13 protein-coding genes are annotated in these 12,620 nt (G+C 31.1%); 1 reads left to right on the top strand and 12 read right to left on the bottom strand.

The genetic code is table 11. From position 1 onward, the window contains the following. Positions 1-32 precede the first annotated feature (32 nt). From F1592_RS05315 to ccpN, 6 genes are all read right to left on the bottom strand, one after another. The gene (locus F1592_RS05315; protein ID WP_053017366.1) at positions 33-1,133 is read right to left on the bottom strand and encodes a Nif3-like dinuclear metal center hexameric protein; all 1,101 of its coding nucleotides are present in this window, start codon (positions 1,131-1,133) and stop codon (positions 33-35) included. Then, positions 1,123-1,812 (bottom strand): tRNA (adenine(22)-N(1))-methyltransferase, encoded by a 690-nt coding sequence (locus tag F1592_RS05310; RefSeq protein WP_053017368.1) that lies wholly within the window; start codon positions 1,810-1,812, stop codon positions 1,123-1,125. The genes F1592_RS05315 and F1592_RS05310 overlap by 11 nt, the downstream gene beginning before the upstream one ends. A gap of 245 nt (positions 1,813-2,057) precedes the next feature. Then, the gene (gene rpoD / locus F1592_RS05305) at positions 2,058-3,164 is read right to left on the bottom strand and encodes an RNA polymerase sigma factor RpoD (RefSeq protein ID WP_053017370.1); all 1,107 of its coding nucleotides are present in this window, start codon (positions 3,162-3,164) and stop codon (positions 2,058-2,060) included. A gap of 302 nt (positions 3,165-3,466) precedes the next feature. Continuing rightward, positions 3,467-5,272 (bottom strand): DNA primase, encoded by a 1,806-nt coding sequence (gene dnaG, locus F1592_RS05300; protein WP_053017371.1) that lies wholly within the window; start codon positions 5,270-5,272, stop codon positions 3,467-3,469. Positions 5,273-5,331: 59 nt separating this feature from the next. Then, positions 5,332-6,147 (bottom strand): pyruvate, water dikinase regulatory protein, encoded by an 816-nt coding sequence (locus F1592_RS05295; RefSeq protein WP_037536603.1) that lies wholly within the window; start codon positions 6,145-6,147, stop codon positions 5,332-5,334. A gap of 11 nt (positions 6,148-6,158) precedes the next feature. Continuing rightward, positions 6,159-6,782, bottom strand: coding sequence for a transcriptional regulator CcpN (ccpN, locus tag F1592_RS05290; protein WP_075140644.1), 624 nt, complete (start codon positions 6,780-6,782; stop codon positions 6,159-6,161). A gap of 338 nt (positions 6,783-7,120) precedes the next feature. On the opposite strand from ccpN, the gene F1592_RS05285 reads away from it, so the two are divergent. After that, positions 7,121-8,512, top strand: a complete 1,392-nt coding sequence (locus F1592_RS05285; protein WP_037536605.1) for a glycine--tRNA ligase — start codon at positions 7,121-7,123, stop codon at positions 8,510-8,512. Between the two features lie 77 nt (positions 8,513-8,589). Here F1592_RS05285 and recO read toward each other — a convergent pair whose 3' ends face one another. From recO to F1592_RS05255, 6 genes are read right to left on the bottom strand one after another with little or no spacing between them, the layout of a single operon-like run. Further along, on the bottom strand, positions 8,590-9,342 hold the full coding sequence (gene recO / locus F1592_RS05280) for a DNA repair protein RecO (protein ID WP_037536607.1): 753 nt from the start codon (positions 9,340-9,342) through the stop codon (positions 8,590-8,592). A 31-nt stretch (positions 9,343-9,373) separates the two neighbouring features. After that, complete coding sequence (gene era / locus F1592_RS05275; RefSeq protein WP_037536609.1) at positions 9,374-10,273, bottom strand: GTPase Era; 900 nt, start codon at positions 10,271-10,273, stop codon at positions 9,374-9,376. Continuing rightward, entirely contained in the window at positions 10,274-10,678 is a 405-nt protein-coding gene (gene cdd, locus F1592_RS05270; RefSeq protein ID WP_149809745.1) for a cytidine deaminase, read from the bottom strand. 19 nt (positions 10,679-10,697) lie between these two features. Beyond that, the gene (locus tag F1592_RS05265; protein WP_037536612.1) at positions 10,698-11,033 is read right to left on the bottom strand and encodes a diacylglycerol kinase family protein; all 336 of its coding nucleotides are present in this window, start codon (positions 11,031-11,033) and stop codon (positions 10,698-10,700) included. A 4-nt stretch (positions 11,034-11,037) separates the two neighbouring features. Beyond that, positions 11,038-11,499, bottom strand: a complete 462-nt coding sequence (gene ybeY, locus F1592_RS05260; RefSeq protein WP_053017373.1) for an rRNA maturation RNase YbeY — start codon at positions 11,497-11,499, stop codon at positions 11,038-11,040. Further along, positions 11,500-12,447 carry a PhoH family protein gene (locus F1592_RS05255; protein WP_053017375.1) on the bottom strand — a complete coding sequence of 316 codons (948 nt, stop codon included), beginning with the start codon at positions 12,445-12,447 and terminating at the stop codon, positions 11,500-11,502. Positions 12,448-12,620 lie beyond the last annotated feature (173 nt).

Here is a 12,620-nt window from a genome sequence, read left to right as displayed (position 1 = left end):
AAAATATTCAATTGATGTTGATTAAATTTTATTTAGCTATAATTGAATGGGTCTGTATTAATATTAGAAGCCTCAATTGGGAAGTTTACATTTTCAGTATTTAACCAATGCTTCAATAAATCTTTCAGTCCCTCTCTCATTACATATTCACTATAATGATTAATATCTAAAATGGTTATGCCGTTGGTCTGTGCATCAAGTGCATCATGGTGTTTAACATCCCCTGTTATAAAGATATCAGCACCCTTATTGAATGCAAGCGATTCAAATCCAATTCCAGAGCCACCAATGATTGCTACATTTCGAATGAGTTTATCAGAATCACCAGTATATCTAACACTAGGTATACCAAGCTGCTTTTTTACAAATTTCACAAATTCAGCTAATGGCATTGCTTCTTCCATATTCCCGATTTTACCAAGTCCATAATTGGCAGTTTTAGTCATTTTAATAAAATCATAAACTGGCGTTTCATAAGGATGGTTGCTAATTATTGCTTTTTCAGCTAATTCATATTGACTATCTTTAATCATAAATTCAATTTTAACTTCGTTCACGTATTCAATATTGTTTATTTGACCTAAATATGGTTTAGCTTCACCTACAGGTTTGAACTGACCGCGGCCCTCAGATTCATAAAAACAATATTCATAATTACCTTCTTTTGCGAGTCCTACTAGATCAAGGCTATTTTTAAAGGTTTCTATATCTTCCTTAGGTATATAAGTCTGAACTTTAAAATAGGTTTCGTTTTCTTGTGTTAAAAATTGTATATTGTTCAACTTTAATTTATTAGCTAGCATTTGGTTTACACCATTAACGTGGTTATCAAGGTTTGTGTGTAAAGCAATGAGGTTAATATCATGACGAATAATTTTTTGAATTAATTGTCCATAACCATCATCAATAATTGATTTTACACCCTTAAAAATGAGTGGATGATGAGCGATAATCGTGTTGTAATCATTATCTATCGCTTGGTTAACAATTGCGTCGGTACAATCCAGTGTAGTTAAGATACCATTGATTTCAGATTCATTACTACCTATAAGTAATCCAACGTTGTCCCAACTTTCTGCTGTTTTGAGAGGAACGTGATTATCAATAATAGACATTAACTCTTTAATCTTCATTATTTAACACCTCAGTAATTAATGATATATCATTCTCTATTTCTTTAAGTCTCTCATGATGTGATTTTGAATTCAATTGATTGCGAATATGTTTAAGTGCTTCTAATTCATGATTCCATTTCTTATAAAAAATTTCATTTTTCTTTTGTAATAGCTTGGGTCCAAATTTTAATTCTTTATTATTCAAATTTTCACTAGTCGTATTGTATTCAGCTACAACTATTTCGTAAATATGTCCTTTTTCTTCCATAATAATCTCATCAACAATGTGATAGTTGATAGACATTAAAGTATATCTTAACGCTTCAGTCTGAATGTTACTTTGCAGAACTAGTCTAGGACCTTGAACTAGATGCTCTTTTCCTTCTTTCAATATTTTAGCAATTAGTGGACCGCCCATACCACAAATAGTTATATTCTGTATTGATTCGTTTTTGCTTAAAACACTCAATCCATCCCCTAATCGAACATCAATTACATCATTAAGTTGATTTACTAATACATTTTTTCTTGCTGCTTCATATGGACCTTTAATAACTTCCCCAGCAATAGCACTAGAGATTAAATTATTTTGAATCGCATAAATTGGAAGATATGCATGGTCAGAACCAATGTCAGCCAATTTTCCAGGAATAAGGTAATTGCAAACAGAAGTTAATCTTTGATTTAAAGTTATCATAGGTATCTCCTTTACTATAAAAAGAGACTGGGACAAAGTTAAGTGTCTCAGCCTAAAATTCTCTTTAGCTCAATATAGTAACGTTTAAAATGGAATTGAATTATCAAAGTAGATAATAGAATCATTAATTAGTAAATGCTACAAACTAACTAATAAATTAATTGAAATGAATATTTCAAAATTTTAAACGATAAGTACTCTATGAGCATTGAAAACAAATAAAGTTTTAACTCGAATTATTAAAATTAATCCATAAAGTCTTTTAATCTCTTACTTCGACTTGGATGTCTAAGTTTTCTTAGTGCTTTTGCTTCAATTTGACGAATTCTTTCACGTGTAACACCAAATACTTTACCAACTTCTTCAAGTGTTCTTGTTCGACCATCGTCTAAACCAAATCTTAAGCGTAAAACATTTTCTTCACGGTCAGTAAGTGTATCTAAAACATCTTCTAATTGTTCTTTTAAAAGTTCGTAAGCTGCATGGTCAGATGGACTTTGCGCCTCTTGGTCTTCAATGAAGTCACCTAAATGACTATCATCTTCCTCACCTATTGGTGTTTCTAATGATACTGGTTCTTGAGCAATTTTAAGAATTTCACGTACTTTTTCTGGAGGTAAATCCATTTCTTCCCCGATTTCTTCAGGTGCAGGATCACGACCTAAATCCTGTAATAATTGTCTTTGAACACGTATTAACTTATTAATTGTTTCAACCATGTGAACTGGAATTCTAATTGTACGTGCTTGGTCGGCAATCGCTCTTGTAATTGCTTGTCGAATCCACCAAGTTGCATAAGTGGAGAATTTGAATCCTTTACTAAAATCAAATTTCTCAACAGCTTTTATTAATCCCATGTTGCCCTCTTGAATTAAATCAAGGAATAACATGCCACGTCCAACATATCTTTTTGCGATACTTACAACTAGTCGTAAATTAGCTTCAGCTAATCTAGACTTAGCAATCTCATCACCTTGCTCAATTCGTTTAGCTAATTCAATTTCTTCTTGAGCACTTAGTAGATTAACTCGGCCAATTTCTTTTAAGTACATTCTTACAGGGTCATTGATTTTAACACCTGGAGGGGCACTTAAATCATTTGGGTTTAATTTTTCATCAGTATCTGAGCTATCTTTCTCATTTACTAAACTAATATCATTATCATTTAATTGGTCAAAGAAATCATCCATTTGATCAGAATCCATATCGAAATTTTGTAATTTTTCGGCTATTTCCTCATGACTAAGGTGACCTTCCTTTTTACCTTTATCGATTAATTGTTTCTTAAAATCTTCTAATGTTAATGTCGGATCTATTGTTTGTTTTTTAATTTTAACTTGGTTATCAGACATAAAAAGGCCTCCCAATAGTAATATATGCTTTCAAACAAGATATTTAATTATATAATATTTCAATATAATAAGAAAAGTATTAATAAAAATTCATAATAATGGTAACATTTCATATTCAATATTTGAACGTTTAATATCAATTATATTTAAACGACATCACATTTATTAAATATTACTTATGTTCCATATCTACCCGTTAAAAACGCATAATAACCATTATACAATAATGGTTATTAAATAGAAATACTATTTATATGATTTATTAAAGTATGCAATTTCATAGCAGTTTTTATCATAATGAGTTACATACGAGCTTTATTTTTATTAACGATTTGTTCCAAATAATATTTTTGCAATTCTACGTCGCCTATCCGTGACGCTTCACGTAATTTATGATTTAATTCTTCAAGTGTATCTCCATACTTTGATTCATTGATGACATTCATGTAATCTTCTATTTCACTATCATAAGGCTCTTGATTTAAATCATAATTATCCAAAGCGATAATTGCATCTCTCAAATTATCATTATCTGTGTAAAGTATCATATCGCTAATTGTATAACTGTCATTTTCAGCGTAAAAATCTTCTAAAACACTATATATACGTTTGAAAAATTGATTATCAAAGTCATCACTTTCAAGTTGCTTATGATAATTTAAGAATAAGTCTTTATCATTCATAAAATGTTTAAGTAAGGCTCTTTCAGCGCTTTCATGTTTTGATAAATGACTAAATAAATTATTTGTATTATTTTGTATTTCACTATCATATGATTGATAATCATTAAAATGAGGTTCGCTAGGAATATATTGTTGTTGATTCAACACAGTGCTATTTAGAGTATTAGAATCAACATTAAATATATGTGCTACATCTTTGATTATCTTATTCTGCAAAATTTGAGAATTCATTAATGCAATATCTTGGGTAACTTCTTTAAGATAACGTTCATAAGCTAAGTCATTATTAGCAATTTCATCTCTGTGTTTATTTACTTTATAAATGATAAATGATTTCTTTTCATTATTTACATATTCAAGAAATTTTTCATTACCATATTTTGATATATACTCATCTGGATCCATATCTTTAGGTAATTGAACAACAAAAACATTAAATCCTTGTTGTAAAAGGTGTTGCCCAGTTTTAATTGTTGCTTCTTGACCAGCGAAATCACCATCAAACATTAGAGTAATATGAGATGTTAATTTTTTTAGAACAGTAATGTGTTCATCTGATATAGCTGTTCCCATACTTGCAATGACCGGTTTTAGACCTGATGAATCGGATTTAATTACATCCATAAATCCTTCTAATAATATGGCTTCATCATTTTTTCGTATATGCTTTCTAGCATTATCAAGATTATATAATAATCTTCTCTTTTGAAATATGGGGGTTTCCGGGCTGTTTAAATATTTAGGTTCTTGATTATTATATGTTCTACCTGAATAGCCTACTATACGACCCTGAGCATTATTTAAAGGGAACATAATGCGATCTCTAAACCTATCAAAATAGCTGAAATTTTCTTCATTTCGTGATAAAAGACCAGCTTCGTACGCGAGTTCTATATCATACCCTTTTTGTTGTAAAAAGTCATGACAAAAGTGAGTATGATTAGGCGCATAACCAATACCACGTGATTTAATAAGCTCTTCAGTAAAACCACGTTTTGTTAGATAATTTAATGCCTCTTCACCTTCTACTGTCTTAAGCAAAGCATATTGATAATATTCATTCATTAATTCATGCATCTCAATCATTGTTAAATCATCCGATGCTATTTGACTTGTATAGTCACTACTATTACCAATATCAACTGAAATGTTAATTCTTTCTCCAAGCTCTTTTACAGCCTCTACAAATGATAAATCTTTTATCTCTTGAGTAAATTGAAAGACATTACCACCTTTTTTACAACCAAAGCAATGACAAATCTGTTTATCTTCAGATACAGTAAACGAAGGCGTCTTCTCATCATGAAAAGGACACAAACCAATGTAATTGCGTCCTCTCTTTTCTAATTTTACATATTCACTTACTAAATCCAAAATATCGGTCTTATCTTTAATTTCATTAATTACTGATTGTTCAATACGCAATATATATCACCTATAAATTGTAGTCATAATATTATACTTTGTTTAAAGATAAATTAAAACTATTTTGATTGGCTTTCGATTATGTTAATTACATCATTAGCTGTTTCTTCAATTGCTTTATCAGATACATCAATGACTGCACATCCAATTCTGTCTACGATATCTTCGAAATATTTAATCTCTTCTTTAATACGTATTTCATTAGCGTATCTAGCTGAATCACCTAATCCGAGCTGTTTCAAACGTTGTTTTCTAATACGATTTAATTTTTCTTCACTAATTCTTAAAGCGATACATTTTGATGAGTCAATGTCAAATAACATGTCCGGTGGGGTTACTTCAGGTACAATTGGAACGTTCATCACTTTATAACTTTTATGGGCTAAATATTGAGATAAAGGAGTTTTAGATGTTCTTGAAACACCAATTAATACAATATCCGCTTTAGGTAATCCTTTAGGGTCTTTTCCATCATCATATTTTACCGCAAACTCAATCGCATCAATTTTCTTAAAATAAGCGTCATCTAAACGATGGACTCTACCAGGTTGATTATATGGATTCTCATCAAAAGCATCTTTCAAATAGCCCATTAATGGTCCCATAATATCAATAGAACGTAACTTATTAGTACCTATCTTACTTTCCATATAAGTTTTCATTTCTGGTTTAACTAACGTATAAACTATAATTGCATTTCTGTCATTTGCTACTTGAATAACTTCATCAATATCCTCTTTTGTCTCGATATAAGGATACCTTAAAAATTCATGTTTACATTCCTTTGGATTGAATTGAGAAATACATGCTCTTGTTACTAATTCAGCAGTTTCTCCAATTGAATCAGAAGCGATGATTATCTTTATATTTTCCATCGTTCTACCACCTATTCTTTAAATAATGATACAAATAATTTTGCAATTGTTGTTTTTGAAATTCTACCAGTGACTTGATATTTATTATTACCTTTATTTTTTACAATGGGTATTGAGTCGATTTCTTTCTCTATCATTTGATCTGCAGCATATATAATAAGTTCATCTTCTTCTAAATAAGTTAAGTTAGGCATTCTAGACATGTTTACACTGATAGGCATTGTATGAATATCCTCACCAATCATAGATGCTCGTAACAAATCCTTTCTTGAACAAACGCCTATAAAATCATTATGCTCATTTGTAATGAATAAAGTACCTGCGTCTTCTAAAAAGATGGTACAAATAGCATCATAAACAGTCATATCTTCTTTTACAATGACTGGTGGAGACATATAGTCTTTAACAACATATTGGCGCAATTTATCGGTCATTAATTTGTTTTTTGATTTTCCTGAATAATAATAACCAACTCGAGGTCTAGCTTCTAAAAAACCGGACATAGTTAAAATTGCTAGGTCAGGTCTTAGAGTAGCACGCGTTAAATCTAATTTTTCGGCAATGTGTTCTCCAGTGATGGGTCCACCGCTTTTAACTATTTCAATGATTTGCTCTTGTCTTTTACTAAGTTCTATAGGTCTTCACCCCTTTTTTATTCACGTCTATTATACCTATTTATTTATGTAGCTACAAATACATATAATTTCTTGCTATTAAATAATCAATCTATTAAACTAATAGTAAGCGAGTTAAGGATGGTGTAAGCTTAACAATTTTAATTTGGCTAATATTAAAACTTTATAAAAGAGAGTGGCTACACTAATTTGGGTGGAACCGCGGGTTATTAAGGTATCAACTATATTAAAACAATATAGTAAAATAAATTAACTCGTCCCAAGATAATGATAAATGTAATTAATACATTTATTTATTGTCTTGGGGCGTTTTTATGTATTAAATAAGGAGAGATTATATGGTTAAAGATATGGAAACAATTGTATCATTAGCGAAACACAGAGGATTTGTATTTCCTGGTAGTGATATTTATGGTGGATTATCAAATACGTGGGATTATGGCCCATTAGGTGTTGAATTAAAAAATAACGTAAAAAAAGCATGGTGGCAGAAGTTCATAACTCAATCACCATTTAATGTTGGTATTGATGCTGCAATTTTAATGAATCCTAAAACTTGGGAAGCTTCAGGTCACTTAGGTAACTTTAATGATCCTATGATTGACAATAAAGATAGTAAGATTCGTTATCGTGCAGATAAATTAATTGAAGATTACATGCAAAAAGAAAAAGGCGACGAAAACTTTATCGCTGATGGTTTGAGTTTCGAAGAAATGAAACGTATTATTGATGATGAAGGTATTGTGTGCCCGGTAAGTGGAACTGCTAATTGGACAGATATTCGTCAATTTAATCTGATGTTTAAAACATTCCAAGGTGTTACAGAAGATTCTACAAATGAAATTTTCTTAAGACCAGAAACTGCACAAGGTATTTTTGTGAATTACAAAAACGTGCAACGTTCTATGCGTAAAAAATTACCATTTGGTATTGGTCAAATTGGTAAGTCTTTCCGTAATGAAATTACACCAGGAAACTTCATCTTCAGAACTAGAGAATTCGAACAAATGGAATTGGAATTCTTCTGTAAACCTGGTGAAGAAATTGAATGGCAAAATTATTGGAAAACATTTGCTAGTCAATGGTTAAAAGATTTAAATATCAATGAAGAAAACATGAGATTACGTGACCATGACGAAGAAGAGTTATCTCATTACTCTAATGCTACGACAGATATCGAATATCGCTTCCCATTTGGTTGGGGTGAATTATGGGGTATCGCAAGCCGTACTGACTTTGACTTGAAAAAACATAGTGAACATTCAGGTGAAGACTTTAAATATCACGACCCTGAAACAAACGAAAAGTATGTTCCATACTGTATTGAACCATCTCTTGGTGCTGATCGTGTTACATTAGCATTCTTATGTGATGCATATGAAGAAGAAGGTGTTGAAGGAAGCAAAGATGCACGTACAGTGATGCATTTCCACCCTGCTCTAGCACCTTATAAAGCGGCTGTTTTACCATTAAGTAAAAAATTATCTGAAGAAGCTATTAAGATTTTCGAACAATTAAGTTCTAAATTTGCAATTGATTTTGACGAGTCTCAATCAATTGGTAAACGTTACCGTAGACAAGATGAAATTGGTACACCTTATTGTATTACATTTGATTTTGACTCATTAGAAGATAATCAAGTTACAGTACGTGACCGTGATTCAATGGAACAAGTGCGTATGCCTATTTCAGAATTAGAAACATTTTTAGCTGAAAAAGTGGCATTCTAATAAAATATGAATAATTAGTACTAACCCCACCTCAAATTTCTTTGTGGTGGGGTTTTAAGTGTGAATATTGTTGTATATTAATATTCTATACGTTTAAGTTGGTTAATTAGCTTTTGACCTTTGAAGTACATGCCTGCATATTCTTTATAGATTAATAATATTAATTCAGACATTTCATCTAATATTTCTTGACTAATGTTAAATTGATTCATTTTATCAATGGGTAATTTTTGTAAAACATCTAATAAGTATAACGTTTTGTTAGATATTCGAAAGGCATGTGGGTCTTTATATAATTCTGATTCAAGAATAGTTCCATCATATACAAAACTATACGCAACTAATTTTGATTGATCAAAGCTATTTGAAATAGCTGAGTGATTAAAAAATGCTGTAAACCCAAAACGATTCATACATTTTAAAAGAACTATAATTGACATTAATTGAGCTGAATCACCATTTGAGATCTTTTCGAGTACGAAGTGTAAAAGTTTATAATGGAATGGTGAAATGTCATCATTATCCATAGAACGTTCAATTGTCTCTGCACATAACGTAGCATAACTACTATTATATATATCTAAACGTAAATCATAATATTGATTGATAACATCAACTGAACTTAATGTACCCATACCTTTCCATTTATTATAAATAAATAAGCCATACACAAATAGTTGCGTATGGGCTTGCAAACCTGTTTTTGATTTTTTAGCTCGTCTAACCATTAATGGTATTTTTGCACCATGCTCGTTTAATATTGTAATAATTTTATCAGATTCTCCATAATCTACGGATTTTATGATGATACCTTTTTGTTTTTCGAGCATAGTTTCACGACCTTCCTAAAATCAAATATTTTTAATCTTGATCTTCAATATATCCCATTTGACGAATAAAATTAACTTTATTTCGCCAATCTTTTTGAACTTTTACCCAAAGTTCTAAATAAACTTTTGAGCCTAGTAACATTTCAATATCATGTCTTGCTCTTTTACCGACTTCTTTTAATTTTTTGCCACCTTTACCGATAACAATACCTTTTTGTGAATCTCTCTCAACAAAAATAGTAGCTTCAACTCTAACACGTTCGTCATTTTCTTTAATCATTCTATCTACATTTACGCCTATTGCATGCGGAATTTCTTCACTAGTTAAATGTAAAATTTTCTCACGAATGATTTCACTGACAACAAACTGTTCAGGGTGATCTGAGATTTGATCATCTGGATAGTATTTTGGACCTTCAGGTAAATATGTTTTCAACACATCTATAAAATGGTCAACATTTAGTCCTTCTAAAGCTGATATTGGTACGATTTCAGTAAAATCCATGTATTTTTGATATTGTTCGATTCTTGGCATTAAAGCATCAGGATGAACTAAATCGATTTTATTTAATACTAAGAAAACGGGCGTCTTAACATTCTTTAGCATTTCCATGATATACTCATCGCCACGACCGATTTCTTCATTGACGTTAACCATGAACATGATTGCATCAATTTCAGATAGAGTATTTTTTGCAACACGCATCATATAATCACCTAATTTGTGTTTAGGCTTATGAATACCTGGTGTGTCTAAAAATATGATTTGCGCATCATTTCTAGTCATTACACCTTGAATTTTATTTCGAGTTGTTTGAGCCTTGTCGGACATAATTGCAATTTTATGGCCAATAACTCTATTCATAAATGTAGATTTTCCTACATTCGGTCTTCCTATTATTGAAACAAATCCTGACTTATGTTCTGTCATTTATTCTAAATCCTTTCCTGAAAAGCCATGTGGTAATAAATCTCCCACAGTTGACTCAAGTAATTCCCCTTTATGGTTTGTCATATATACCGGCATATCATCATCGCATAATTCTTTAAGTACCTGTCTACAAGTTCCGCAAGGAGAAGACGGTTTTTCAGAATCAACAATTACTGTTATTGATTCAAAATCTCCAGGTCGATAACCTTCAGAAATTGCGGCCACTAAACTAGAACGTTCAGCACAAATGGTAGCAGGGTAAGCTGCATTTTCAACATTAGCACCATAGAACGTACGGCCGTCTTTGGTCTTTAAATAAGCACCTACTTTAAAGTTGCTGTATGGTACATACGCACGGCTTTGAGCCTCTCTAGCTTCTTGAAAATAATGTGATTGATAAGTCATTTAAACATCCCCTTTATAGTTAGAAAATATGAGGTAAAAATATAACTAATCCAGTTATTAAAGCGAATATTGATACCAACATAACGCTAAATGCGGCAATATCTTTAGCCTGTTTAGCAAGTTCATGATAATCCATTGTAACCAAATCAACTACACATTCAATTGCGGTATTAACTGCTTCTAAGGTTAATACTAAAAAGATGGCTAGTAATATAAATAACCACTCTATAGCACTCAATTGATAAATATAACCTAAAATAATTGTTATAAAAGCAATAATGATATGAAGTAAATAATTATGATCTTTTAGAAGAAGCGTTTTTAACCCATCATACGTATGTTTAAAACGTTTAATATGTTTAATCTCTAGTCAATCCATACGCGTTTAGTATAGTGTCTTGACGGCCAAACATTACTTTCTCATCTTCTTCATTCATATGATCATAACCTAATAAGTGTAAAAATCCATGAAGCGCTAAAAATCCAAGTTCTCTTTCAAATGAATGGCCATAGGAGTCAGCTTGCTCTTCAGCTACATTAGTGCAGATAATAATATCACCGAGAACTCTAGGCATATCTAGTCCAATAATTTCTGGTTCGTCTTCTTCAAGAGCGAATGAAATAACATCTGTTACTTTATCTTTATCGCGATAAGTTTTATTTATTTCTTGAATTTCATTTTTATCTACGAATGTGACTGAAAGTTCAGCATCCTCGTTAATTTGCTCTTGCTCTTTAGCAAAATTTAGTAAATCTTCAATCTGATGATACCAAGATTCATTTACCAGGTCTGAATGATCATTAAAATCAATTGTAAACATTTAAATGTCTCCTTCATAGCGATCAATTATTTTACTTACTAACGGGTGTCTTACAACATCACTTTGATCTAATTGCATAATATTAATTCCTTTGACACCATGTAATTTTTTGACTGCTTCTTTAAGTCCACTTTTAACACCTTTTGGTAAATCGATTTGAGTTTGATCTCCTGTTACTACCATTTTAGAACCAAACCCAAGTCGTGTTAAGAACATCTTCATTTGAGCATGCGTTGTATTTTGAGCTTCGTCTAAAATCACAAACGCATCATCAAGAGTACGACCACGCATATAGGCTAAAGGCGCAATTTCAATAGTACCTCTCTCTATAAATCGGGCTGTTTGTTCTCTTCCTAATACAGTGTTTAATCCGTCATAAAGAGGTCTTAAATAAGGGTCCACTTTTTCTTTTAAATCACCGGGTAAAAATCCTAGAGACTCTCCTGCTTCAACAGCTGGTCTAGTTAATACAATCCGTTTTACTGAGCCCTTTCTTAGTTGTTTAGCTGCATATACCACTGCTAAAAAAGTTTTACCAGTACCTGCAGGCCCAATGCCAAAGACTAAGTCATTATTCTTCATTGCATTAACATATAGTCTTTGTCCCATAGTTTTTGCTCTAATAGTTTTTCCATAAGCATCTTTTGTTATTTCTTCATCATATAAATCAATAAGGTGATGTATTGTATCATTTTTAGCCATTTTTATTGCAGCTTCTACATCTTTTAATGTAATTATGTTACCCATTTCAATTACTTTTAATAAATTTTTAAGAACTAATTCTGACTTTTCTACAGGCTCTATTTTTGGGCCTTTGACTGCTATTTCTTGGCCACGAGCATGTATTTCGACATCAAATGCCTCCTCAATCGCATTAATATGTTCATCATTATTACCAATTAATGCTTGGGAATGGTTAATATCGTCTATTTGAATTATTCCTGGCATACAAGCGCTCCTTTTCACTTAAACAATGTAAAATCTTTTGATTATATCAGTTTCACTTAAGATTCAAAAATTAAACATGATTTGTTAATCTTCAAAAAAGTAAAACTAAATTGAGTTTAGTAAATTAACTTTCATTTAAATTTTACTAAAGTCTGTTAAAGTATACAAATTTA

It is taken from the genome of Staphylococcus sp. GDX7P312P, assembly GCF_008385775.1.
Classification (GTDB): Bacteria; Bacillota; Bacilli; order Staphylococcales; family Staphylococcaceae; genus Staphylococcus; species Staphylococcus haemolyticus.
Note: the sequence above shows the minus strand (reverse complement) of the source record. Positions and strands in the feature narration are given on the sequence as shown.

Coding starts and splice junctions, on each gene's coding strand:
- F1592_RS05315 (WP_053017366.1), bottom strand. CDS start 1,133: ATGAAGATTAAAGAGTTAATGTCTATTATTGATAATCACGTTCCTCTC.
- F1592_RS05310 (WP_053017368.1), bottom strand. CDS start 1,812: ATGATAACTTTAAATCAAAGATTAACTTCTGTTTGCAATTACCTTATT.
- rpoD (WP_053017370.1), bottom strand. CDS start 3,164: ATGTCTGATAACCAAGTTAAAATTAAAAAACAAACAATAGATCCGACA.
- F1592_RS05295 (WP_037536603.1), bottom strand. CDS start 6,147: ATGGAAAATATAAAGATAATCATCGCTTCTGATTCAATTGGAGAAACT.
- F1592_RS05285 (WP_037536605.1), top strand. CDS start 7,121: ATGGTTAAAGATATGGAAACAATTGTATCATTAGCGAAACACAGAGGA.
- recO (WP_037536607.1), bottom strand. CDS start 9,342: ATGCTCGAAAAACAAAAAGGTATCATCATAAAATCCGTAGATTATGGA.
- era (WP_037536609.1), bottom strand. CDS start 10,273: ATGACAGAACATAAGTCAGGATTTGTTTCAATAATAGGAAGACCGAAT.
- cdd (WP_149809745.1), bottom strand. CDS start 10,678: ATGACTTATCAATCACATTATTTTCAAGAAGCTAGAGAGGCTCAAAGC.
- ybeY (WP_053017373.1), bottom strand. CDS start 11,499: ATGTTTACAATTGATTTTAATGATCATTCAGACCTGGTAAATGAATCT.
- F1592_RS05255 (WP_053017375.1), bottom strand. CDS start 12,447: ATGCCAGGAATAATTCAAATAGACGATATTAACCATTCCCAAGCATTA.